The sequence below is a fragment of the Rhodococcus sp. BE178 genome (genome assembly GCF_050433545.1).
Lineage (GTDB): Bacteria > Actinomycetota > Actinomycetes > Mycobacteriales > Mycobacteriaceae > Prescottella.
Genome location: NZ_JBNPXA010000003.1, coordinates 276,913 through 300,307, shown reverse-complemented (window position 1 = coordinate 300,307; position 23,395 = coordinate 276,913). Strand labels below are relative to the sequence as shown.

Sequence of the window (23,395 nt, the reverse complement as noted above, 5' to 3'; positions counted from 1 at the left end):
AGACCACACGCTCGTCACGCTAGGCCGAACAGGAGCTACCCGCAGGTACGTTCTGCGCGTCGGGGCGTGCGTTACCGCTGCGCCTCGAACAGCGTCGACCCCCAGTAGCCGCCGTCGCCGACGCCCGGCGGTACCGCGAACACCGCGGAGCCGACGTGCTTGATGTACTCGTTGAGCGCGTCGTTGCGGGCGAGGTTCTGCTGCATCGGGACGAACTGCTTCTGCGGATCGCGGCAGTAGGCGATGAAGAACAGCCCCGCATCGAGGTGGCCGAAACCGTCTGTGCCGTCGGTGAAGTTGTAGCCGCGGCGCAGAATCTGGATGCCGCCCAGTTCCTCGGCGGACGCCAGGCGCACGTGGGCGTCCCGGTCGATCACCGGCTTGCCACCGGCACCCTTGGCCTCGAGGTTGAGGGGATCGAACTCGTCCTTCTCGCCGAGCGGTGCGCCGCTGCCCTTGGTGCGTCCGAACACCCGCTCCTGCTCGTGCAACGTGGTGCGGTCCCACGGCTCGATCAGCATCCGGATGCGCCTGGCCACGAGGTACGAGCCGCCCGCCATCCACGCCTGATCGTCCTGCGGGTCCACCCACACGAACTCCGAGACGGCCGACGGATCCTCGGCCTTGATGTTGCGGGTTCCGTCCTTGAATCCGAACAGGTTTCGTGGCGTCGTCTGGCTCGTGGACGTCGACGACGTGCGACCGAACCCCAGCTGAGACCAGCGCACCGCGACCACACCGAAGCCGACGCGGGCGAGGTTGCGCACCGCGTGGACCGCGACTTGCGGGTCGTCGGCGCACGCCTGGATGGCGATGTCGCCACCGGAGCGGGCCGGTTCGAGGGCGTCGCCGGTGAACTTCGGCAGGTCCACCAGCGCGGCCGGCTTGCGGCCGGCGATACCGAATCGGTCCTTGCCGTTCACCTCGAACAGCGACGGCCCGAACCCGATCGTCAGCGTGAGCTTGGACGCGTGCAGGTCGAGCGCCTCGCCGGTATCGCTGGGCGGGTTGTACTCGCCGGCACCGACGGCACCGTTCTCGGTGGCATCGTCGCCGGCGGTCATCCGCTCGGCCATCTCGGTCCACTTCTTCAGCATCGTCACCAGCTCGTCGCGCGAATCGGTGATGACGTCGAACGCGACGAAGTGCATGCGATCCTGTGTGGGCGTGACGATTCCGGACTGGTTCGCGCCCCGGAAGGCCACCGTCTGCGTGGTCGACTCGGCCGCCTCGGGTGCGGTCAGTCGGCCCACCGCGACACCGGCGCCGGCCAGCACCGCGCCCGCCCCGACGGCGCCGAAGAGGCGCCGCCGGGACAGGCCCGGACGAGGCTCGGGCCGGGAGTTCCCGTCCTGCGGGTTGCTGTCCTGCTGATTACTGTCCTGCGACGACACCCTGCACCTGGCTCACTTCTGCGGACAACGCATCGATCTTCTGCGACAGGGCCTGTCGCTGCGGTTCGGTCACCGTGTCGTACGAGACGAAGCCGTCGCCCCGGCGGTACTGCGCGAGTGCCTGGTCGAGCTCCGCGAACCGCTGGTCGATGCGTCCGGCCAGCTCGGGGTTGCGCGCGTCGAGGATGGGGCGCAGCGATGCGATCGCGGCCTGCGAACCGTCCGCGTTGGCCTGGAAGTCGTACAGGTCGGTGTGCGAGAAGATGTCCTCCTCGCCGGTGATCTTGGTGCGCGCGATCTCGTCGAGCAGGGTCTGCGCGCCGCCGGCGACCTGGATCGGGTCGATCTGGAAGTCGGGTGCGGCCACACCGTCCGCGAGTTCCTGGATGTCGGTGAGGAGCTGGTCGGCCATCGCGTTGGTGTCGGGCTGCAGGCCCTGCACCCACAGGTCCTTCTCGAGTCGGTGGAAGCCGGTCCAGTTCCAGCCCGGTTCGACGTCCACCTCGCGCAGGTCGATGCGCGGATCGAGATCGTCGGGGAAGCTCTCGGCGATCGGTTCGATGCGCTCGTAGTAGGTGCGGGTGAGCGGGTACTGGGCCTTCGCGCCGGCGACGTCGCCGGCCTTGATCGCGGCGACGAACGAGCCCGCGGTCTCCTGCAGCGCGGTGAGCTGGCTGTCGACGTAGCGCTTGTATCCGGCGGCGGCCTCCTCGAGGCGGCCGTCCTGGTCGGTTGCGGCCACCGAGTCGCCGGTGACGGTGAACTCGGTCCGGATGCCGTCGCCGACCATGCCCGGCTTGCACGCGGTGTGGTAGGTCCCGGCCTCGGCGAGGTTGACGATGAGCTGACGCGTGAGGCCGGGGCCGACGTTCTCGACCTCGCCCATCACGCGGTCCCCGTCACCGAAGACGTAGAACTCGGTGACCTTGGCGCCGTTGTTGGTGATCGAGAACGTGGTGTTCCCGGTCTCGGCGGTGTTGCCCGAGATCTCGCAGGAGGTATCGGTGGCGGTCACCGTGATCGCCTCGTCGCCCGCAGCCGACTTGGATGTGCACGCCGCGAGGGCGAGGGGAGCGATCGCGAGCAGGGCGAGCGCGGAGGTGGAACGACGCACGGGCGGAACCTTTCAGGAAACGGTGATCGAGGGGTCTTGTTCGGCGGCAACCGACTTCGGTCGTGCGGCCACCGGGCGCAGGAACAGCGGCAGCACGATCACGAGGTACGCCACCCACGCGACGAGCTGGAACACTGTCGGGTCCGGCCGGAAGTTGAAGATGCCCGAGAGGACGGTGCCGTACCAGCTGGAGCTGTCGAACACCGACGAGATGTCGAACGCGACGGTGGAGCCGCCGGGAAGCCAACCGGCGATCTGCAGCGCGCGGACGCCGTAGGCGAGGATGCCCGCCGCGACGACCACGAGGAACGCGCCGGTGTAGCGGAAGAACCGGGCGAAGTCGATGTGCACGGCGCCGACGTACATCAGCACGGTGAGCACGGCCGCGACGGCGATTCCGAGCAGCAGGCCGATCAGCGGCCACGCACTGCCGGCGGTGTTCTCGGCGTAGCCGACGAGCAGTAGGGCGGTCTCGACGCCTTCGCGGCCGACGGCGAAGAACGCCATCGCGGCGACGGCCACCGGGCCGACGGTGAGGGCACGGTCCATGCCGGCCTTCAGGTGCCCGGAGATCGATGCGGCTGCGGTGCGCATCCACAGCACCATCGCGGTCACGATGCCGACCGCGACGAGCGACGCGAGGCCACTGATCAGTTCGGCGGCGGTGCCGGTGACGGTGGAGGTGCCGAAGTGGATCGCGACGAAGATGCCGACCACCATCGCGACGGCCGCACCGACGCCGGCCCACACCCACTTGAGTGCGTCACGGCGCTCGGACTTGACCAGGAACGCGACCAGGATCATCACCACGATCCCGGTCTCGAGTCCCTCTCGGACGCCGATCAGACCGCTGCCGAACAGCTGTGTCGCGATGGACGGTGCATCGGCGCCGGCGGCGAGGACTGACACTTCATGTCTCCTGATCAGAGTCGGAACGGCCGTCGCGAGATAGGCAAGGCAAACCTGGAGTGGCCACGCCGAAAGTAGCATCCCCTAAGCCCGTCGGGAAACCGCCCCTACCAGGTCTTTTTTGTCCGAAATGGGGCGTTGGTCCCGATTCCGGCAAGCGTCACAACCGTGCGGTCTGGATGATGGACGACGTGATGAGAGATGCCGCGACGCGCACCGGGGTGCCGCGAACGCCAGCGACGGGACTGCCGCCGGCCCCACCGCCGAAACGGCGGCGTCCGTTCCGCACGTTCCTGATCGTGACGTCCTCGCTCCTCGTCGGGACCGCGGTCGTGACGCTCGCGGTGGGACTCGACGAGCTGGACCAGAGGAAGCCGCGGATCGAGATCCCCGAGGGAATTCCCCCCGGGCCCGGTGCGCCGCTCCCGCCGATCGACGTCGACGCGCCCGGACGAACCGCGAACCTGCTGGGGGACTGGGCGGCGCCACTGGCGGACGCCCTGGCGATTTCCCCGACCGCACTCGAGGCGTACGGCTACGCCGCCGCGGTCATGGCCGCGACACGCCCCGAATGCGGCATCGGGTGGACCACCCTCGCGGGCATCGCCGCTGTCGAGAGCAAGCACGGCACGCACGGCGGCTCCCGCGTCGACGACGGCGGGAAGGTGACTCCACCCATCCGCGGCATCCCGCTCGACGGGTCGCCCGGAGTCGCGGAGATCCCCGACACCGACGGGGGAGCGATGGACGGCGACGCCACCCACGATCGCGCCATGGGGCCGCTGCAGTTCATCCCCGAGACGTGGAGCCGCTGGGGCGTCGACGCCAACGGGGACGGGGCGGCCGATCCGGACAACATCGACGACGCCGCGCTCACCGCGGCGCGCTACCTGTGCGCGCGTGGCGGCGACCTCACCACCGCAGACGGTTGGACCGCGGCGCTCATGGCCTACAACCTGTCCGGCGAGTACCTGCTGGATGTCCGGGATCGTGCCGCGGCCTACTCGGTGGGCGTGCGCCGGTGACCGCCGCCGGGACCGCGGTGACGAGGGCCACGCCGCGCGCGCCGCGGGACGGGAGTCGGTTACTCCGGTTAGGCTCAGACCTGGCACTATGCATCCGGCGGCTCACCGTGGTCGCCTGCCCGTAGACAACCCAGACGCTGCCTGTCCGGACCGGCATTTCACTGTCGTCCCCAGCAGCCGTACGAAGCCGCCGAAGGAGAACCATTCGTGGCCATCATTGAGCAGGTAGGAGCTCGCGAGATCCTCGATTCCCGTGGCAACCCCACGGTGGAGGTCGAGGTGCTGCTCGAGGACGGCAGCTTCGCCCGCGCCGCCGTTCCCTCCGGTGCCTCCACCGGTGAGCACGAGGCCGTCGAGCTGCGTGACGGTGGCGACCGCTACCTGGGCAAGGGTGTCGAGAAGGCCGTCGAGGCCGTCCTCGGTGAGATCGCGCCGGCCATCATCGGCCTGGACGCCACCGAGCAGCGCACCGTCGATCAGGCGCTGCTCGACGCCGACGGCACCCCGGACAAGTCCCGGCTCGGCGCGAACGCCCTGCTCGGTGCGTCGCTGGCCGTGGCCCGCGCCGGTGCCGAGTCGTCCGGTCTGGAGCTGTTCCGTTACGTCGGTGGCCCCAACGCCCACGTGCTGCCCGTCCCGATGATGAACATCCTCAACGGTGGCGCGCACGCCGACACCGGTGTCGACGTCCAGGAGTTCATGGTCGCCCCCATCGGCGCACCGACCTTCAAGGAGTCCCTGCGCTGGGGCGCCGAGGTGTACCACTCGCTCAAGTCGGTGCTCAAGGCCAAGGGCCTGTCCACCGGTCTCGGTGACGAGGGCGGCTTCGCCCCGGATGTCGCCGGCACCAAGGAAGCGCTGGACCTGATCATCGAGGCCATCGCCAAGACGGGCCTCAAGCTCGGCACCGATGTCGCGCTGGCGCTCGACGTCGCGGCCACCGAGTTCTACACCGAGGGCACCGGCTACAAGTTCGAGGGCAAGATCCGCACCGCCGAGGAGATGGGCGCGTTCTACGCGGAGCTGCTGGGCCAGTACCCGCTCGTCTCGATCGAGGATCCGCTCAGCGAGGACGACTGGGAGGGCTGGGTCGCGCTCACCGAGCAGATCGGCAACAAGATCCAGCTCGTCGGCGACGACCTGTTCGTCACCAACCCGGAGCGCCTCGAAGAGGGCATCGCCAAGGGTGCGGCCAACGCACTGCTGGTGAAGGTCAACCAGATCGGCACCCTGACCGAGACCCTGGACGCCGTCGACCTGGCCCACCGCAGCGGCTACAAGACGATGATGAGCCACCGTTCGGGTGAGACCGAGGACACCACGATCGCCGACCTGGCCGTCGCGGTCGGCAGCGGCCAGATCAAGACCGGCGCCCCCGCTCGCAGCGAGCGCGTCGCGAAGTACAACCAGCTGCTGCGCATCGAGGAGAGCCTCGGCGACGCCGCCCGCTACGCCGGCGAGGTGGCGTTCCCGCGCTTCGTCTTCGAGGGTTCCGCCAGCTGATGAATCAGCGCGGTAGGTCGCGGTCGGGTCGCCCCTCTCCGGGTGGGCGTCCCGGTCGCCGCGGTGCCGGGTCGGATCAGGGGCCACGTCGGCCCCGCCGGGTCCGCTCCGGCGCCACTGCCGCGCCCACCGGCCGCGTCGAGCCGGCGGCACCGGGTGAAGCCGGTGCCGCCGCCGCGGCCGATGTTCCCGCCCCGTCCCGGGCCCGCTCCAAGCGAGCGGTCCCGGGACGCAGGACGTCCCCGGAACGACCCGAACGCACGTTCTTCGGGCTCTCGACGGGACGTGCCGTGATCCTCGGCGTCGTGATCTGCGCGTTGGCGCTCACCCTCGCGATGCCGCTGCGCACCTACCTGACGCAACGCTCCGAAGCGGACCGCCTCGCGTCCGAGCAGCGCGATCTCGAACAGCAACTCGACGATCTGCAGCGGCAGAAGGAGCAGATCGAGGATCCCGCGTGGGTCGCCACGCAGGGCAGGGAACGCCTCGGCCTGGTCCGGCCGGGGGAGACCCCGTACAAGGTGCAACTGCCCGGCGACTACAAGCCGCCGGAGAAGGATGCGCCGCCCCCACCGCCGTCCACCGGGGCGTGGCACAGCGACCTGTGGCAGCGGCTCACCGAACCGCCGCCGTCCGTCGAGCCCGAACCAGAGTCACCGCCGGCGGCCCCCGTGGTGCCGGCTCCCGCACCAGAAGAACCAGGAGTACCCACCGGGTGAGCGAATCGTCCGTCCCCCAGGAAGACCTCGACGCCGTAGAGGCCCAGCTGGGTCGTGCCCCGCGGGGCGTCCTCGAGATCGCCTACCGCTGCCCGGATGGGCAGCCCGGCGTCGTGAAGACGGCCCCCCGGCTGCCCGACGGCACGCCTTTCCCCACCCTCTACTACCTCACCGACCCCCGGCTCACCGCCGAGGCCAGCCGGCAGGAGTCCGCCGGAGTGATGCGGGAGATGACGGAGCGACTCGGAACCGATCCGGAGCTGGCCGCGGCGTACCGCCGTGCCCACGAGTCCTACCTCGCCGAGCGTAATGAGATCGATTCCCTGGGAACCGATTTCACGGGTGGCGGCATGCCCGATCGGGTCAAGTGCCTGCACGTGTTGATGGCGCACTCCCTCGCGAAGGGGCCGGGTGTCAACCCGTTCGGCGACGAGTCGGTCGCCCTCGCCGCGCGAGGCAAGTTGCGGGGCACCGCGATTCCCGCGGACTGGCCCGAGTACCGCGGACCCGGCGAGGCGGGAGACGGAGAGTGACCAGGGTCGCCGCGATCGACTGCGGCACCAACTCGATCCGACTGCTCGTCGCGGACGCCGACGAGCACGGCCGGCTCACCGACGTCGCCCGGCTGATGCGGATCGTGCGTCTCGGCCAGGGCGTCGACGCCACCGGGGCGTTCGCGCCCGAGGCGATCGAGCGGACCCGCGTCGCGCTCGTCGAGTACGCCGACATCATCCGCGAGACCGGGGCGACGGCCGTGCGGATGGTCGCCACGTCGGCTACCCGCGACGCCTCGAACCGCGAGGACTTCTTCGCGATGACCCGTGAGGTGCTCGGTGCCGTGATCCCCGGCGCCGAGGCCGAGGTCATCACCGGCGACGAGGAGGCGCGGCTGTCCTTCTCGGGTGCCGTCGGTGAACTCGATCCGGCCGCGGGGCCGTTCGTCGTGGTCGATCTGGGCGGCGGGTCCACCGAGGTCGTGCTCGGCGACGCGGCCGGCGTCCACGCCGCCTATTCCACCGACGTCGGCTGTGTGCGAGTGACGGAACGCTGCCTGCACGACGATCCGCCCACCGCGGAGCAGATCGAGTCCGCGCGCTCGTTCGCGTCGGACCGGCTCGAGCAGGCGTTCGCGAAGGTGCCGGTCGAGCAGGCCCGCACGTGGGTCGGTGTCGCCGGCACCATGACGACGCTGTCCGCCGTCGCGCAGGATCTGCCGGAGTACGACGCCGAGCGGGTGCACCTGTCGCGGCTCAGCATCGACCAACTGCACGAGGTCGCGCACCGCCTCGTGACCATGACGCACGACCAGCGGGCCGCCCTCGGCCCGATGCATCCCGGTCGGGTCGATGTGATCGGTGGCGGGGCGATTGTCACCGCCGTTCTGGCCGACGAGCTTTCCAGGCGTGCCGGAATCGATGAGCTCGTCGTCAGCGAACACGACATCCTGGACGGGATTGCAATGTCAGTCTCGCTGGGCGGGTCGTGAATTAGCTCACTGTTTGTTCCGCCTACACTGTTCCTTGGTTTCCACTGTCGTGGCCACCGGAGTCGGGCCGGTGGTGGGCCCCCATAGCCCAATTGGCAGAGGCAGCAGACTTAAAATCTGCAAAGTGTGGGTTCGAGTCCCACTGGGGGCACCTCCGTCCCGCCGCCCGCCGGCACATGGCATCGCAGGTCCCGCCCATCGCAATCCGGTGGGTGGGACCTCCGCCGTTGAGCACGTCACGAACCGTCGGGCCATTCACGGTATCCGCCGCTGACGTCACTGCGCTGCAACCCATTGCGATGACTCCTTATCGGAGTGGCTCGCCTGAGCGTGCTCGACGGTCGGGCTAGCGGCAGTGCCAGTGTCCGTACGCCTGTGGGTTCTGCCAGCGTCGGCACGGGGCGGTGTGGTCGACGCCTGCCTGTGTCGCCGCGACCGCAGTCGGTCGATCTGCGGTGTATGCCGTCTCGGCCGCTGCCGGAGCCGTGGAGATGCTCAGCGGAATTGCCGCGAGTGCGGCCGCCGCCAGGATGTTCGCGAGCATTCGCCCTCCGTGCGTGGCGCTGTGGTGTGGGTCGTTCTCCTGTGTCATCGGTCGATCCTTTCCACGCGGACCAGTGGGCGCCGTCACCGCGAGAGCGCGGGTTCGAAAGGCGCATCGCTCCTGTTCCACTACCCATGTTAGGGCGGGCCACCGCCGGGACGGGAGGTCTGGCGAGGATCGGGGGAGCGCCGGGCGCGGGGGTGACGGTCGCCTTTCCCTGCGCATGCCGTACAGTGGGTCTGTCAGGTGCGCCATCGAGGCTGCATGCCGGCTCGGACACTGGTCCTGAGCCGCCGGACGACGACACCGTCGAATCCCTGACCTCCTCACGAACTCACAGGTCGAGCGCTCGCGAGTCGGGCCCATCGTCGACCGAAAGATCACAGTCAGGCGCGAAGGCGCCGATACGTGTTGTCGCCGAGGCGAACTCGCGACGACCACGAAGGAATTTCATGCACTACAGCACTGTCCATTCGCCGGTCGGGATCCGTCCGGCCTCCTCGGGAGCGCGTCGAGAGCACGCACGCGGCCGGTCCGCGGCGCTCCGGGCGCGCGCCCTGGAGATCGTCGGCATCCTCTATCGGTGTGAACCCGACGCCGCCGCGCAACTGCTGATGCGGCACTCGCAGGAGAACAACCTCAAGGTTGCTGCTCTCTCGGAGGCGTTGGTCGCCGTCGTCGACGGCGCGTCGGATGAGCCGGACGCCTGTGCGCAGACGACGCTCGCGGCGCACTTCTGGCTCCGCGAGATCCGTCGGCTGGGGCGCACGCACCGCCGCAGCGATCGCTGGGTGCGCCACGTCGCGGCGTCCGGCGGCTGCGTTTCCGGGTCGCGGACCGAGGCCCGGAAATCTTCTGTCCGGCAAAGTGATCCGAATCGCGTCGACTTCTTGACTCAAGTGTGATTGACTGAAAGTGGTCATAGTGTTTTGTGGTTGCATGTTTGTGCGCTCGCAATTCCTTTAGTTGTGGGGGATAGATCTCCTCTTCGGGTATCGCTTTCGGCAGTACCGGCCCGGGTCGCTCGAACATCGGCGATTCGTGATCGGCAAGCATGAGGAGTACAAAATGGCAACCGGCACCGTGAAGTGGTTCAACGCTGAAAAGGGCTTCGGCTTCATCGCTCCCGAGGACGGCAGCGCTGACGTGTTCGCGCACTACTCGGAGATCCAGGGCGGCGGCTTCCGCAGCCTCGACGAGAACCAGCGCGTTTCCTACGATCTGGGCCAGGGCGCCAAGGGCCCCCAGGCCACGAACATCAACGCGATCTGATCGCGCGTCGCCCGAATCGGGTGACGACTGACGACAGGCCCCGCTCCGGAAACGGAGCGGGGCCTGTCGTGTTGTCTGGGGTCAGATAACCAGCGCGGCGATACCGACGGGTAGCGCGGCCAGCGATCCCACTGCGACTCCGGTGGCCGCGGTGCCGGTGACGGCCCAGTCGACCACGCCGGGCGGGACGCCGGCCGCGGCCACGAGCGAGGGTCGCCCCGGACGCCGTCGGACCTCGACGGGGTCCTCGGATGCGACGGTGCACAACTGGTGTCCGGGCCTGCTCGACGGCGGCAGGGACGAGGTCAGGAAATCGGGACCGGTACGGTCCGGACTCGCTTCGGTGCGGACGCGGGGTGGTCACCGGTCAGAGTTGTGAGTCGATGACCGCCTGCTGGGCGGCGGGCGTGACGGCGTCGACGTAGCCCTTGAAGTCGTCGTGCTTCTCCAGGAATCCCGCCACGAACGGGCAGATCGGCACGATCCGCTTGTCGTGCGCCACGGTGTCCTCGAGTGCCGCGCGGATCAGCGTGCTCGCCAGACCCCGACCGGCGAAACGCTCGCCGATCTCGGTGTGGAAGAAGATGCGCTGGTCACCGCTGTCGACGAATTGGGTGAATCCGGCGGTGGCATCTCCGACGCGTACCTCGTAGCGGCGGAGGTCCGGTGCGGCATTCACTTCGGGCTGTGCGTCCAGTTCGTCGGCCATGACTCCACTATGACAACGCGGACGCCTCGGTGCGAGCGTTCCGGTGTCCTCATCGTCGGCGGACACCGGGTCGTGGGCGCCGATCTGCAGCCGACGCGGACGGCCACGACGGTCCGCAAGTCCGACGGCGGTGCGGCTTCGGTGGCTTCGAAGGTGTACGTCCACAACGCGCCCGATCGCCCCGGCACCCGGAACGCGAAACGGTGTCCCGGCTCTGCGGTCACGACCTGCGGTTTCGTCGACCACCGTGCGCGGCCGACACGGTTTCCGGACTGTAGTCACCCATTCGAGTGATGTCGCTGATCAGGGCGTACAGCGTGCTCGGCCGTGCCTCGATCATCTTGCTGACGGATACACACACGGGTGAGGGACGGGACATGAGTCGCCTCTCAGGAACCTACTTTGGGGGTCGCACGGTCGATGATCGGGGCCAGATCCAGGCCGGTCGGCAGGGTGCCGAACACGGTGCCCCAGTCGCCGTCCAGGCGGGTCGCGCAGAAGGCGTCTGCCACCGCGGGGTGCCCTTGCCGCACAAGGAGGGCGCCCTGCAGCGCCAGCGCCATGTCGCCGACCACCCGCCGCGCACGGTGCTGCAGCGTGTCGAAATCCGTGAACGCGTCCTTCAGATTCGCGACAGCGGCGTCGAGGCGGGCGTCGGCACCGGCACTGTCGTCGAGTTCCTCGAAGAACGCCTCCACGGACTCGGGCTGGCGGCCCATCGCGCGCAGGACATCGAGGGCAGCGACGTTGCCGGAGCCCTCCCACACCGACAGCAGCGGCGCCTCCCGGTACAGCCGGGGCATCCGCGACTCCTCGACGTAGCCGTTGCCGCCCAGGCATTCCAGGGCCTCGGCTGCGTGCGCGGGGCCGCGCTTGCACACGTAGTACTTGCTCACCGCGAGGGCGACGCGGCGCAGGGTCGACGCCTGCGGATCGCCGTTGTCGGCGCGGTCGGTGAGCGCAGCGAGCCACAGCGCGACGGTGGTGGACGCCTCCGACTCGACGGCGAGATCGGCGAGCACGTTGCGCATGAGGGGCTGATCGATGAGGTGCGCGCCGAAGGCGCTGCGGTGCACGGCGTGGTGGGTGGCCTGCGCGACGCCGACGCGCATCCCGGTCGCGGTCCCGATCGTGCAGTCGAGCCGCGTCATGTTGACCATCTCGACGATGGTGCGGACGCCGCGGCCCTCGTCGCCGACCCGCCACGCGACGGCCTCGTCGTACTCCACCTCGCTGCTCGCGTTCGAGTGATTGCCGAGCTTGTCCTTGAGCCGCTGCAGGTGCATCGCGTTGCGGGTGCCGTCGGGCAGGATCCGGGGGAGCAGGAAGCACGTGAGTCCGCCGGGCGCCTGCGCGAGGACGAGAAAGACGTCCGACATCGGCGCCGACGTGAACCACTTGTGCCCGGTGAGCAGGTAGGACCCGTCCGATTGCGGGACGGCGCGGGTGGTGCCGGCGCGGACGTCGGAGCCGCCCTGCTTCTCGGTCATCGACATACCCGCGATCAGCCCGGGCTTGGTGAGCGGGGCGCGCAGCTCCGGGTCGTACACGCGGGCGGTGAGCAGCGGCTCGTACTGCAGCGCGAGTTCGGGATTGTGGCGCAGTGCCGGCACCGCGGCGTACGTCATCGAGATCGGGCATCCGTGGCCGGCGTCGACCTGCCCCCACACCGCCATCTTCGCGGCGCGCACGAGATGCGCGTGCGGTCGGGGATCCCCCCACGGGGCGCCGTGCAGCCCCAACTCGACGGCGGTGTCCATCAGCTGGTGGTAGGCCGGGTCGTAGGTGACCTCGTCGATGCGGTGGCCGTACCGGTCGTGGGTCCGCAGGACGGGCGGATGAGCCTCCGCGAGATCACCGAGCGCCTGCGCGTCGGCGCCGCCGGCGAGCCGTCCGACGTGGTGCACCTCGTCGAGCGCGTGGTGGGCGCCCTCGCGCTGCAGGGCTTCGAGGATCGGCGGGTAGTCGGCGGCGTCGTAGTCGATCAGCGGCGGAGCCTGGTTGGTGACGTCGTGCGTGACCCTCATACGACCCCCTGGTCGGTGGTGACGGCGATCCTTGTCAGCAGTCAATGACGGTTGGGGGCGATCGTCAAGCAGATCGGTGGAATATCGGGGAGGCGCCCGCGGTTGGTGGCATATAGTTGAAACTTGAAATACTTTGGAGGTAGGCATGCAGTTCGGAATCTTCACCGTCGGTGACGTGACCACGGACCCCACGACCGGCCGGACACCGACCGAGGCCGAGCGCATCAAGGCGATGGTCGCGATCGCGGAGAAAGCCGAGGAGGTCGGGCTCGACGTATTCGCCACCGGCGAGCACCACAACCCGCCGTTCGTGCCGTCGTCGCCGACGACGATGCTCGGCTACATCGCCGCCCGCACCGAGCGGATCATGCTGTCGACGTCCACGACGCTGATCACCACCAACGACCCGGTGAAGATCGCCGAGGACTTCGCGATGCTCCAGCACCTCGCGGGCGGTCGCGTCGACCTCATGCTCGGCCGTGGCAATACCGGTCCCGTGTACCCGTGGTTCGGCAAGGACATCCGCGAGGGCATCCCTCTGGCGGTCGAGAACTACGCGCTGCTGCACAAGCTGTGGCGTGAGGACGTCGTGAACTGGCAGGGCCGCTTCCGCACGCCGCTGCAATCGTTCACCTCGACGCCGCGTCCGCTCGACGACGTCCCGCCGTTCGTGTGGCACGGGTCGATCCGCAGCCCGGAGATCGCCGAGCAGGCCGCGTACTACGGCGACGGCTTCTTCGCCAACAACATCTTCTGGCCCCGCGATCACTTCGTCCGACTGATCGACCTCTACCGTCGTCGCTTCGAACACTACGGTCACGGCTCGGCCGATCAGGCGATCGTCGGCCTCGGTGGCCAGGTGTTCATGCGCAAGAACTCCCAGGACGCGGTCCGCGAGTTCCGGCCGTACTTCGACAACGCCCCGGTCTACGGGCACGGGCCGTCGCTCGAGGAGTTCACCGATCAGACGCCTCTCACCGTCGGCAGCCCGCAGGAAGTCATCGACAAGACCCTCTCGTTCCGGGAGAGCTTCGGCGACTACCAGCGTCAGCTGTTCCTGATGGACCACGCCGGACTCCCGCTGAAGACCGTCCTCGAGCAACTCGACCTGCTGGGCGAGGAGGTCGTGCCGGTGCTGCGACGCGAGTTCGACGCGCTGCGCCCCGCACACGTCCCCGAGGCTCCCACGCATGCGAGTCTGCTGGCCGCGAAGAAGGCGGAGGTGCTGTCGTGACCGACGCGAAAACCCTTACGCTGACGGTGATCTCGGCCGGACTGACGCAGCCGTCGTCGAGCCGGTTGCTGGCCGACCGGCTCGCCGCGGCCACCGTCGACGCCCTCGCCGAACGCGGCATCACCGCGGATGTCGAGATCGTCGAACTGCGCGACCACGCGCACGCCCTCACCGACAACCTGCTCACCGGGTTCGCCGGTGGCGGGTTGCGGGCGGTCATCGACCGGGCGGCGAAGTCCGACGGACTGATCGCGGTCACGCCGATCTTCAACGCGTCGTACAGCGGGCTGTACAAGTCGTTCTTCGACGTCCTCGAGCAGGGGACGCTCGACGGCATGCCGACCCTGCTCGGCGCGACCGGCGGGACCGGTCGGCACTCGCTCGCACTCGAGCATGCCGCCCGGCCGATGTTCGCGTATCTGCGGGCCGCGACGGTCCCGACCGCGGTCTACGCGGCATCCGAGGACTGGGCGGGGTCCGGCGACCAGGGTCTGGCCCAGCGGATCGAGCGGGCGGCCGGCGAGTTGGCCGCGGCGATGGTCGCGCGTGAGAACGTCGGCCCGGCCGATCCGTTCGCGAACTCGGTGCCGTTCGAGGAGTTGCTGTCCCGGCAGGCGCACTAACTGACTCGCGAGTAAGATTCCCGCAACGAACGTCGTCGTCGATCGATACGGGGGAACGGGCTGTGCGGGAATCGGGCTGGGAAACGCGGTTGAACGTCTCGTTGCGCAACGCGTGGGGGCTGACGTTCGGTGACGGCGTCGGGTCGTCGGAGCGGACGCCGTCCGAGCTGATTCATCAAGAGCCGCATCGGGATCTGCACCGCTACGGCCCCGTCGACTCCGGTGCGCCGGTGCTGCTCGTGCCACCGCTCGCGGTCCCGATGCACTGCTACGACCTGCGGCCCGGGCAGAGCCTCGCGGCGCACCTGCTCGGGTCCGGTCGCACGCCCTACGTCGTGGACTACGGGACGATGGGCTACGCCGACCGGAACCTCGGATTCGAGGACTGGACCGACGACATCGTGCCCGGCGCGGTGCGACGGGTCAGCGAACTGCACGGCGGCGCACCGGTGGACGTCGTCGGCTGGAGCCTCGGCGGCACGCTCGCGCTGCTCACGGCCTCGGCGCATCCCGATCTGCCGATCGCGTCGGTCACCGCGCTCGGCACGCCGATCGACTACTCGAAGATTCCGACGATGGCCGTGGCGCGCGCCGTCGCCCGCGTCACCGGACACCGCCCGGTCACCGAACTGACCCGGCTGATGGGTGGACTGCCGGCGCCCCTGGTGCAGGTGGCCTACCGCGCGACGGCGCCGTCGCGGGAACTCCTCAAGCCGTGGTTCGTCGCGCGCAACCTGCACGAGACCGAGACCCTCGCCCGGATGGAAGCGATCGATCGGTTCATGGCCGAGATGCCCGGGTACCCGGCCCGGCTGTTCTATCAGATGGCGGAGGAGCTGGTGCTCGGCAACGGACTCCTCGAGGGCCGGGTCACGGTGGGCGGCACCACGATCAAGCTCGCCGAACTCGCCGTTCCGGTGCTGGCGGTCGGTGGTACCGGTGACGTCATCGCCACCGCCGACTCGGTCGGTGCGATCGTCGACGTCCTCACCGGGTCGCCGTCGGTGCGGTTCGAGACCGCGCCCGGCAGCCACCTCGGCCTGCTCGCCGGACCGGGAGCGCGCGACACCACGTGGCGGCACATCGACGCGTTCCTCGGTGAGCGACCGGCCGGCTGAGATTCAGCTTCCGAACAGTGGGCCGAGCGAGGCGAGCGATCCGGTGGCGGGTGGCGTCGACAGCCGGGCCGGTATGCGCTCGTGGACTCCGTCGACCAGGTAGGCGGCGCCGTTGTCGATGCTGAGGACGGCAGGATCGCGGAAGCCGTCGAACCGGAGCGTCACCGGCGCCGTGTCGCCTGAAGAAGTAGACGTCACCGTTGTCCACGGTCAGACCGCCGATCTGATTCTCCGCGGTGAAGGGCAGGACGATCGGCGTCGATGCGATTCCCGCTACGCACCTGCTCCTGAACGCCATCGAATCCCGTCACTGTTTGTCCGGTTATGTGCCTTCGGGCGGAGCCTAGCGGCAGTAGGAGACCCGAAATTGCGATTCGCCGGGATTCGGGACGGTCCCCGATCCGGCTGCCGTCACGGGGTACGCGCACACTTACAGCCATGCTCTCCGCCGAAAACCTGTTCACCCTCATGCGTCGATTCCCCGACGTCGAGGCCCCCAACCTGTTCGCCGTCGACGCGGCGGACCGTCTGATCCTCGACGAGGCGGCGGACGCCCTGGGCTCGGTCCCGGGCGATTCGATCGTCGTGATCGGCGACCATTACGGCGCGCTCACCCTCGGCACCGCCGTCCAGTACGAAGTGACCGGGATTCGTGTGCACCAGGATCCGCTCACCGGGGAACGCGCGCTCGCGAACAATGCGTCGACGTTCGAGTTGTCCGACTGCTACCGGTCGTGCGGCCTGGGGGAGGAACTGCTGGCCGGCGCCCGCGTCGTCCTGCTGCAGCTGCCGCGCAGCCTCGACGAGCTCGACGAGATCGCCGACGCGATCGCCCGCTACGCCGACCCCGGCGTCGTCGTGTTCGCGGGTGGACGCGACAAGCACATCACCCCGACGATGAACGAGGTGCTGGCCCGGTCCTTCGTCAACGTGCGTGCCAGCCGCGGGCGGCAGAAGTCACGCGTGCTGATCGCCGACACGCCGCGGGAGATCTCGACGGCAGCACGGTTCCCGATTTCCGAGCACCTCGACGAACTGGACCTCGACGTCTTCGCACACGGCGCGGTCTTCGCCGGCACCCAACTCGACATCGGCACCCGATACCTGCTCGAGTTCCTGCCGCGGGCGCTGCCCGACGCGCGAACCGCGGTCGACCTCGGCTGCGGCACCGGCATCCTGGCCGTCGCGCTCGCGTTGTGGCGCCCCGAGATCGAGGTCGTCGCGACCGACCAGTCGGCGGCGGCCGTTGCGTCGGCCGAGGCGACGGCCCGTGCGGCAGGCGTGGGCGATCGGGTCCGGGGACTGCGCGACGACGCCATGGCATCGCTTCCGGACGCGAGCGTCGACCTGATCGTCTGCAACCCGCCGTTCCACGTGGGCGCGGCGGTGCACACCGGCGCGGCTACCAAGATGTTCGCCGAGGCCGGACGCGTCCTTCGTCCCGGCGGCGAGATGTGGACCGTCTTCAACTCGCATCTCGAGTACAAGAGCGGCCTGGCCCGTGCGGTGGGGCGCACCGAGGTGGTCGGGCGCAACCCGAAGTTCAGCGTCACGCGGTCCGTCCGCGCGCAATAGCAGGGGGACTACTGGACCGGTCCGCCGCCGGCTGCGTCCCCGTCGACCTGGCCGCGGTGGAGTCCGATGTCCTCGACGATGACCCCGTCCACGATCTCGGCGCCCTGCAGTTCGTCGTCGTCCTCACGGTCGGGGCCCGACGGCGGCGTGTCCGGCTCCTCCTCGGCGAGGCGTTGGTCGAGGCTCTCGCCCTGCTCGGCCTCCCTGAGGGTGGTGCCGAAGCGGTCGGCCTCGCTCCACTCGTCGGGGGCGTCGACGACGTCGTCGCCGTCGGCGTTGCGGACCTCGTCAGAATCGAGGCTCTCGCTGACATCCAGTGTCTCGTCGAATCCGTCTTCGATTCCCATGCGCCCATTGTCGGCCGAATCGTGGTTTTCCGCTGGATTGCGGCCGAACGACGTTACCGTTGATCAGGTGCTCGTATAGCGGTGGCAGACGCGTCCCCGGTACAGTCCGAAATGTCCAACTCGGCTCGGCGGGCGGGAACTTTCCCCTCGGTGCCGGACGTTTCACGGACAACGACGCCGGTCCGACCCGGCCGAGACGGGCCCCGACGGGCACGACAGACGACCACGAGAAGGGATGTGCACGGTGCGCACCACCAGCAACCCGGTATTCAAGAACCTGCCCAAGCAAGAGGGCAGCGGATACGCCACCTTCGGATCCGCGCAGGCCGGCGCCGCGCAGGTCACGCAGGAATACGGGCAGCAGTACCAGGCGCCCGAGCAGTACCAGACCACCCAGCGGGCCATGACGATCGACGACGTGGTCACCAAGACCGCGATCACGCTCGGCGTGCTGACCGTGGCGGCGATCATCTCGTTCTTCCTGGTCAACAACAACGAGGCGCTGGCCGCACCGTTCGTCATCGTCGGCGGCCTCGTCGGCTTCGTCCTCGTGATGGTCGCGTCGTTCGGCCGCAAGATGGACAACCCGGCGATCGTGCTCGCCTACGCGGCGTGCGAGGGTGTGTTCCTGGGTGCGCTGTCGTTCCTGATGACTTTCCAGATCCAGGGCGTCGACGCATCCATCCTCATCGGCCAGGCTGTGCTCGGCACGTTCGGTGTGTTCTTCGGCATGCTGGTCGTCTACAAGACCGGCGCCATCCGCGTGACCCCGCGCCTGACCCGCATGATCATCGGCGGCCTCATCGGCGTCCTGGTCCTGATGGTCGGCAACCTGATCGCGAGCTTCTTCACCGACGGCGGCTTCGGCCTGCGTGACGGCGGCACCATCGCCATCGTCTTCAGCCTCGTCTGCATCGCGCTCGCCGCGTTCAGCTTCCTGCTCGACTTCGACGCCGCCGACCAGCTGATCCGCGCCCAGGCGCCGGAGAAGGCCGCCTGGGGCGTCGCCCTCGGCCTCACCGTCACCCTGGTGTGGCTGTACGTCGAGATCCTGCGCCTGCTGAGCTACTTCAACAACGACTAGCCTCACGCGCCCCACGAACGGGCGGTTTTCTGACAGGCCACGCGGCCGATTGTCAGAAAACCGCCCGTTCGTCGTCGTCGGCCTGGGGATAACTCGCTGGCGGTGGCGGTCCTGCCGGTCGGGGTGGGTGATGCTGCACGGATGGGGGAGTACGACGAGCCATTCCTGCGATCGACTGTGGCCGGCAGGCTGACAGATCACCAGCTCTATCACGACTTCGTCCGGATCTACCGTGGCGTGTACCTGAGCAGGCACGTCGAACTCACGCCGGACAAACGGGCCCGAGCCGCGGCGCTGTTCGCCGGCCCCGATGCGGTGCTGACCGGATTCTCGGCCGCTGCGCTCCACGGGGCGAAGTGGATCGGTGGCCATGAACCTGCCGAGATGATCCGTTCGGGTCACTGGCGGCCGCCGTCCGGGATGATCACTCACAACTGTCGGATCGAACCGGACGAGTTTCGCCTTCTTGGTGGGATCAGGGTGGCAACTCCGGCCCGTACCGCATTCGATCTGGGACGCAGGTTGCCGCGGCTCGAGGCGATCGCGGCAGTCGATGCGCTGTGCAATGCGACGGGCTTGAAGCCGATCGACGTGTCGCGGTTGGCCGACCGGTACGCCGGCATGCGCGGGATAGCTCGGCTCCGAGGGATCCTCGACGACGTGGACGGTGGTGCGGAGTCGCCGCCGGAGACCCATACGAGGCTGGTTCTCGTCGATGCGGGACTCCCCCGGCCGCAGACTCAGATACGTATCCGGAACCGGAGTGGACGTGTCTTCGCGCGGTCGGATCTGGGCTGGGTCCAGTGGTGGGTCCTCGTGGAGTACGACGGTGCCGATCACTGGAACCGAGGGCAGCGCGCGAGGGACATCGAGCGGCTTGCCCAACTCGAGGCGCTCGGATGGACGGTAGTTCGGGTAGGTGCAGAGCTGTTGTACGACCGGCCGAGGCCATGGTCGCCCGCGTACGGGAAAAGCTCCGAGCCGCCGGTGCTCCTGTCTGACGACGAACGGGCGGTTTTCTGACAGGCCTCTCGGCCGACATTCAGAAAACCGCCCGTTCGCGGAATCAGGTGAGGACTAGCTCAGGCGCTCCAGCACCATTGCCATGCCCTGGCCGCCGCCGACGCACATGGTCTCGACACCGAACTGCTTGTCGTGGGTCTGCAGGTTGTTGATCAGCGTCGCGGTGATGCGGGCGCCGGTCATGCCGAACGGGTGGCCGACGGCGATGGCGCCACCGGAGACGTTCAGCTTGTCCTCGTCGATCTTCAGCTCGCGGGCGGAGCCGAGGACCTGCACGGCGAAGGCCTCGTTGATCTCGAACAGATCGATGTCGCTGACCGACTTGCCGGCGAGCGCGAGGGCCTTCTTGGTGGCCTCGATCGGGCCCAGGCCCATGATCTCGGGGGACAGGCCGGAGACACCGGTGGAGACGACGCGGGCCAGCGGGGTCAGGCCCAGCTCCTTGGCCTTGGTGTCGCTCATGATGACCAGCGCGGCAGCGCCGTCGTTGAGCGGGCAGCAGTTGCCGGCGTTGACGGTGCCGTCGGGGCGGAAGACCGGCTTGAGCTGGCTGACGGCGTCGTACGTGACGCCGGCGCGCGGGCCGTCGTCGGTGCTGACGACGGTGCCGTCGGCGAGGGTGACCGGGGTGATCTCGCGCTCGAAGAAGCCGGCCTTGATGGCCTCCTCCGCGCGGTTCTGCGAGCGGACGCCCCAGCGGTCCTGGTCCTCGCGGGAGATGCCGGTCAGCTGCGCGACGTTCTCGGCGGTCTGGCCCATCGCGATGTACGCGTCGGGGACGATGCCGTTCGACCGCGGGTCGCTCCACTGGACGCCACCCTGGGCGGCGGTCGCGGTGCGCTCCATGGCCTCGGCGAAGAACGGGTTCTTCGTGTCCGGCAGCGAGTCCGAGTTGCCGGCGGCGAAGCTCGACACCGACTCGACACCGGCGGAGATGAAGACGTCACCCTCGCCGGCCTTGATCGCGTGCAGGGCCATACGGGTGGTCTGCAACGACGACGAGCAGTAGCGGGTGATCGTGGTGCCGGGCAGGGTGTCGTAGCCGAGCTTGATGGCGACGATACGGCCCATGTTGAAGCCGGCCTTGCCGCCGGGCAGGCCACAGCCGAGCAGCAGGTCGTCGATCTCGGTGGGGTCGAGCTCAGGAACCTTGGCCAGCGCGGCGGCAACCATCTGCGCGGCGAGGTCGTCCGGACGCATGCTCGCCAGCGAGCCCTTCATGGCGCGGCCGATGGGCGAGCGGGCAACGGAGACAATGACTGCCTCGGGCATGGAAACTCCTTCGTACGTTGGTCTCTTCGACCATGAACTTACGTTGCCTGCGCCACATCACCACGCGGCAGTCAGTCGTCGGCGGCCCGGAACTCGTCCTACCGCGGGTTTTGCTCGGCCGCAGGGGCCGCGACCTGGTCGGATGCACGCGGTTCTGAAACACGTTCCCGGAAGTCGAGTGACGAACGCCCGTCCCACTCAGCGAGAGCCCGTGCCGGGGCGGTTTCGCGCAGGTAAGGACCCTTCGCGACACGTGTCCGAATCGGATCTGGAAGCATGGGGTCATGCGCATCGCGGATCATGTCGTCGATCTCATCGGCAACACCCCTCTGGTCAAGCTGTCCTCCGTCGTCGGCGAGAACTCCGGGCTGGTTGCTGCCAAGGTCGAATACCTCAATCCGGGCGGCAGCTCCAAGGACCGCATCGCGGTCAAGATGATCGACGCCGCCGAGGCGTCGGGCGAGCTGAAGCCGGGTGGCACCATCGTCGAGCCCACGTCCGGCAACACCGGCGTCGGCCTGGCCCTGGTCGCGCAGAAGCGCGGCTACAAGTGTGTGTTCGTCTGCCCCGACAAGGTCAGCGAGGACAAGCGCAACGTGCTGCGTGCATACGGCGCCGAGGTCGTGGTGTGCCCCACCGCGGTCGCTCCCGAGCACCCGGACAGCTACTACAACGTCTCCGACCGTCTGGTGAAGGAGATCCCCGGCGCCTGGAAGCCCAACCAGTACGCCAACCCGGGCGGACCCGACAGCCACTACGAGACCACCGGGCCCGAGATCTGGCGGGACACCGAGGGCAAGGTGACGCACTTCGTCGCCGGCGTCGGCACCGGCGGCACCATCACCGGCACCGGTCGCTACCTCAAGGAGATCTCGGGCGGCAAGGTCAAGGTCATCGGCGCCGATCCCGAGGGCTCGGTGTACTCGGGCGGCACCGGACGGCCGTACCTGGTCGAGGGTGTCGGCGAGGACTTCTGGCCCACCGCCTACGACCCGTCGGTTCCGGACGAGATCATCGCCGTCTCCGACGCCGACTCCTTCGAGATGACCCGTCGTCTCGCCCGCGAGGAGGGCCTGCTGGTCGGCGGCTCGTGCGGCATGGCCGTCGTTGCGGCGCTCAAGGTCGCCGAGCGTGAGGGCCCCGACGCGGTCGTCGTCGTGCTCCTGCCCGACGGTGGCCGCGGCTACCTGTCGAAGATCTTCAACGACGAGTGGATGTCGTCGTACGGCTTCCTGCGCAGCCGCCTCGACGGCTCGACCGGCGAGCAGACCGTCGGCGACGTGCTGCGCGGCAAGTCCGGTGAGCTGCCGGACCTCGTGCACACGCACCCGTCCGAGACCCTGCGCGACGCGATCGAGATCCTGCGCGAGTACGGCGTCTCGCAGATGCCGGTCGTCGGCGCGGAACCGCCCGTCATGGCGGGCGAGGTCGCGGGCAGCGTGTCCGAGCGCGACCTGCTCAGTGCGGTCTTCGAGGGCCGGGCCGCTCTCGCCGACCCGGTGGAGAAGCACATGAGCAAGCCGTTCCCGCTGATCGGTGCGGGCGAGCCGGTGTCGTCGGCGACGAAGGCCCTCGGCGACACGGATGCGCTCATGGTGGTCGACGACGGCAAGCCCGTCGGCGTGATCACCCGGCACGACCTGCTCGGTTTCCTCAGCGCTGGCGCGTAACGCCGCGAGTTTCACGGAGAATCCCCGACGGACACCGTCGGGGATTCTCCCGTTTCGGGGCTCGGTTACGCTCTCGGCATGCAATGGGGGAGAGCAGTGGGGGCTGCCGCATGTCTTGCGGCGGTGGTGATGTCGGGTTCGGCGTGCGGGAGCACGATCGAGGGGACGCCGCAGGCACAGGGCGACAGCATGGTCGTGGCGGGATCGCCCGACAGCGATTCGGGCTCGCCGGCGACCGAGCCGCGGGTGCCGGGCGGCGCTGCCGTCCAGGTGTCGAAGCCGCCGACGTGCGCCGAGATCGAGAAGCCGGTGCTGGGCGTGCTGAAGGGCTACCGGTTGGACCGGACTCCCTCGGTCGACGGCGGATCGACCATGTGCTGGTTCAACCAGTCCGGTGCCGGGGGCTTGACGAAGGCGGTCACCGTCTCCGTCAACTCCGTGGACCAGACCGCCGAACAGCTGGCCCGGACCCGGGACTACTTGGCGAAGGAGCGGCCCGACAGGTTCGTGTCGTCTCCTGCCGCGGAACGGCTGGGTGGCTACGTCTCGACCCCACTGGGTGGTCGCGATGTGGCGTTGTCGTTGCCCGGCGCGCAGATTCTCCTCATCGTTCCCGACGGGGCGGACGTGTCGAAGGAGCAGGCCGTGGAGGTCGTTCTCGCGGTCGGCGCGGCCATGTCGAACTGAGGCGGGTGGGCCGACGGCCGGAGGACGGGTGCGGCGGCCCGGGTCGCTAGGCTGGTCGCC

At 68.9% G+C, this 23,395-nt stretch carries 25 protein-coding genes and 1 tRNA gene; 16 read left to right on the top strand and 10 right to left on the bottom strand.

From position 1 onward, the window contains the following. Window positions 1-71: 71 nt before the first annotated feature. The 3 genes from efeB to efeU are packed head-to-tail and all read right to left on the bottom strand — an operon-like array spanning window position 72 to window position 3,417. Entirely contained in the window at window positions 72-1,394 is a 1,323-nt protein-coding gene (gene efeB / locus J2X34_RS08390) for an iron uptake transporter deferrochelatase/peroxidase subunit (protein WP_114718287.1), read from the bottom strand. Then, complete coding sequence (gene efeO / locus J2X34_RS08385; protein WP_429516557.1) at window positions 1,375-2,508, bottom strand: iron uptake system protein EfeO; 1,134 nt, start codon at window positions 2,506-2,508, stop codon at window positions 1,375-1,377. The genes efeB and efeO overlap by 20 nt, the downstream gene beginning before the upstream one ends. 12 nt (window positions 2,509-2,520) lie before the next feature. After that, window positions 2,521-3,417: an iron uptake transporter permease EfeU gene (gene efeU / locus J2X34_RS08380; RefSeq protein ID WP_114718289.1), complete on the bottom strand. Its 897-nt coding sequence runs from the start codon at window positions 3,415-3,417 to the stop codon at window positions 2,521-2,523. Window positions 3,418-3,611: 194 nt separating this feature from the next. Between efeU and J2X34_RS08375 the strand changes: the two genes are divergently transcribed. The 6 genes from J2X34_RS08375 (at window position 3,612) to J2X34_RS08350 (ending at window position 8,301) form a co-directional block, all read left to right on the top strand. Beyond that, the gene (locus J2X34_RS08375) at window positions 3,612-4,442 is read left to right on the top strand and encodes a lytic transglycosylase domain-containing protein (RefSeq protein WP_114718548.1); all 831 of its coding nucleotides are present in this window, start codon (window positions 3,612-3,614) and stop codon (window positions 4,440-4,442) included. A 207-nt stretch (window positions 4,443-4,649) separates the two neighbouring features. Then, complete coding sequence (gene eno / locus J2X34_RS08370) at window positions 4,650-5,945, top strand: phosphopyruvate hydratase (protein ID WP_114718290.1); 1,296 nt, start codon at window positions 4,650-4,652, stop codon at window positions 5,943-5,945. Continuing rightward, window positions 5,945-6,664: an FtsB family cell division protein gene (locus J2X34_RS08365; RefSeq protein ID WP_429516554.1), complete on the top strand. Its 720-nt coding sequence runs from the start codon at window positions 5,945-5,947 to the stop codon at window positions 6,662-6,664. The genes eno and J2X34_RS08365 overlap by 1 nt, the downstream gene beginning before the upstream one ends. Beyond that, window positions 6,661-7,197: a DUF501 domain-containing protein gene (locus J2X34_RS08360; protein WP_114718291.1), complete on the top strand. Its 537-nt coding sequence runs from the start codon at window positions 6,661-6,663 to the stop codon at window positions 7,195-7,197. The genes J2X34_RS08365 and J2X34_RS08360 overlap by 4 nt, the downstream gene beginning before the upstream one ends. After that, a complete protein-coding gene (locus J2X34_RS08355; protein WP_429516552.1) occupies window positions 7,194-8,150 on the top strand; it encodes an exopolyphosphatase in 957 nt (318 codons plus the stop codon). Before J2X34_RS08360 ends, J2X34_RS08355 begins: the two co-directional genes overlap by 4 nt. Window positions 8,151-8,227: 77 nt before the next feature. Further along, window positions 8,228-8,301: transfer RNA gene (locus J2X34_RS08350), tRNA-Leu, on the top strand. Between the two features lie 195 nt (window positions 8,302-8,496). Here the strand turns inward: J2X34_RS08350 and J2X34_RS08345 are convergent. After that, complete coding sequence (locus J2X34_RS08345; protein ID WP_147283438.1) at window positions 8,497-8,742, bottom strand: hypothetical protein; 246 nt, start codon at window positions 8,740-8,742, stop codon at window positions 8,497-8,499. Window positions 8,743-9,146: 404 nt separating this feature from the next. On the opposite strand from J2X34_RS08345, the gene J2X34_RS08340 reads away from it, so the two are divergent. Beyond that, window positions 9,147-9,599, top strand: a complete 453-nt coding sequence (locus J2X34_RS08340) for a hypothetical protein (protein ID WP_114718294.1) — start codon at window positions 9,147-9,149, stop codon at window positions 9,597-9,599. Between the two features lie 163 nt (window positions 9,600-9,762). Further along, entirely contained in the window at window positions 9,763-9,966 is a 204-nt protein-coding gene (locus J2X34_RS08335) for a cold-shock protein (RefSeq protein ID WP_114718550.1), read from the top strand. Between the two features lie 81 nt (window positions 9,967-10,047). On the opposite strand, the gene J2X34_RS08330 is transcribed toward J2X34_RS08335, so the two are convergent. The 3 genes from J2X34_RS08330 to J2X34_RS08320 form a co-directional block, all read right to left on the bottom strand. Beyond that, the gene (locus J2X34_RS08330; RefSeq protein ID WP_429516549.1) at window positions 10,048-10,233 is read right to left on the bottom strand and encodes a hypothetical protein; all 186 of its coding nucleotides are present in this window, start codon (window positions 10,231-10,233) and stop codon (window positions 10,048-10,050) included. 100 nt (window positions 10,234-10,333) lie between these two features. Further along, on the bottom strand, window positions 10,334-10,675 hold the full coding sequence (locus tag J2X34_RS08325; RefSeq protein ID WP_114718296.1) for a GNAT family N-acetyltransferase: 342 nt from the start codon (window positions 10,673-10,675) through the stop codon (window positions 10,334-10,336). Window positions 10,676-11,064: 389 nt separating this feature from the next. Then, on the bottom strand, window positions 11,065-12,702 hold the full coding sequence (locus J2X34_RS08320; protein WP_114718297.1) for an acyl-CoA dehydrogenase family protein: 1,638 nt from the start codon (window positions 12,700-12,702) through the stop codon (window positions 11,065-11,067). A gap of 145 nt (window positions 12,703-12,847) precedes the next feature. Here J2X34_RS08320 and J2X34_RS08315 point away from each other — a divergent pair, with 145 nt between their 5' ends. The 3 genes from J2X34_RS08315 (at window position 12,848) to J2X34_RS08305 (ending at window position 15,677) form a co-directional block, all read left to right on the top strand. Continuing rightward, window positions 12,848-13,936 carry an LLM class flavin-dependent oxidoreductase gene (locus J2X34_RS08315; RefSeq protein WP_429516546.1) on the top strand — a complete coding sequence of 363 codons (1,089 nt, stop codon included), beginning with the start codon at window positions 12,848-12,850 and terminating at the stop codon, window positions 13,934-13,936. Next, window positions 13,933-14,559, top strand: coding sequence for an FMN reductase (locus tag J2X34_RS08310; RefSeq protein ID WP_114718299.1), 627 nt, complete (start codon window positions 13,933-13,935; stop codon window positions 14,557-14,559). Before J2X34_RS08315 ends, J2X34_RS08310 begins: the two co-directional genes overlap by 4 nt. A gap of 62 nt (window positions 14,560-14,621) precedes the next feature. Further along, the gene (locus J2X34_RS08305) at window positions 14,622-15,677 is read left to right on the top strand and encodes an alpha/beta fold hydrolase (RefSeq protein ID WP_114718300.1); all 1,056 of its coding nucleotides are present in this window, start codon (window positions 14,622-14,624) and stop codon (window positions 15,675-15,677) included. A 3-nt stretch (window positions 15,678-15,680) separates the two neighbouring features. On the opposite strand, the gene J2X34_RS08300 is transcribed toward J2X34_RS08305, so the two are convergent. Beyond that, window positions 15,681-15,875, bottom strand: coding sequence for a hypothetical protein (locus tag J2X34_RS08300; RefSeq protein ID WP_147283439.1), 195 nt, complete (start codon window positions 15,873-15,875; stop codon window positions 15,681-15,683). A gap of 240 nt (window positions 15,876-16,115) precedes the next feature. Here J2X34_RS08300 and J2X34_RS08295 point away from each other — a divergent pair, with 240 nt between their 5' ends. Beyond that, the gene (locus J2X34_RS08295) at window positions 16,116-17,252 is read left to right on the top strand and encodes a class I SAM-dependent methyltransferase (protein WP_429516543.1); all 1,137 of its coding nucleotides are present in this window, start codon (window positions 16,116-16,118) and stop codon (window positions 17,250-17,252) included. Between the two features lie 8 nt (window positions 17,253-17,260). Here J2X34_RS08295 and J2X34_RS08290 read toward each other — a convergent pair whose 3' ends face one another. Continuing rightward, complete coding sequence (locus J2X34_RS08290) at window positions 17,261-17,599, bottom strand: hypothetical protein (protein ID WP_114718302.1); 339 nt, start codon at window positions 17,597-17,599, stop codon at window positions 17,261-17,263. Between the two features lie 244 nt (window positions 17,600-17,843). Between J2X34_RS08290 and J2X34_RS08285 the strand changes: the two genes are divergently transcribed. Together J2X34_RS08285 and J2X34_RS08280 are read left to right on the top strand one after the other, a co-directional pair. Beyond that, entirely contained in the window at window positions 17,844-18,683 is an 840-nt protein-coding gene (locus J2X34_RS08285; protein WP_181818642.1) for a Bax inhibitor-1/YccA family protein, read from the top strand. A 141-nt stretch (window positions 18,684-18,824) separates the two neighbouring features. Then, window positions 18,825-19,706, top strand: coding sequence for a DUF559 domain-containing protein (locus J2X34_RS08280; protein WP_429516541.1), 882 nt, complete (start codon window positions 18,825-18,827; stop codon window positions 19,704-19,706). 54 nt (window positions 19,707-19,760) lie between these two features. Here J2X34_RS08280 and J2X34_RS08275 read toward each other — a convergent pair whose 3' ends face one another. Next, a complete protein-coding gene (locus tag J2X34_RS08275; protein WP_114718304.1) occupies window positions 19,761-20,978 on the bottom strand; it encodes an acetyl-CoA C-acetyltransferase in 1,218 nt (405 codons plus the stop codon). A 284-nt stretch (window positions 20,979-21,262) separates the two neighbouring features. Between J2X34_RS08275 and J2X34_RS08270 the strand changes: the two genes are divergently transcribed. After that, the gene (locus tag J2X34_RS08270) at window positions 21,263-22,648 is read left to right on the top strand and encodes a cystathionine beta-synthase (protein ID WP_174908930.1); all 1,386 of its coding nucleotides are present in this window, start codon (window positions 21,263-21,265) and stop codon (window positions 22,646-22,648) included. 78 nt (window positions 22,649-22,726) lie between these two features. After that, window positions 22,727-23,335, top strand: a complete 609-nt coding sequence (locus J2X34_RS08265) for a hypothetical protein (RefSeq protein WP_429516538.1) — start codon at window positions 22,727-22,729, stop codon at window positions 23,333-23,335. Window positions 23,336-23,395: the final 60 nt, after the last annotated feature.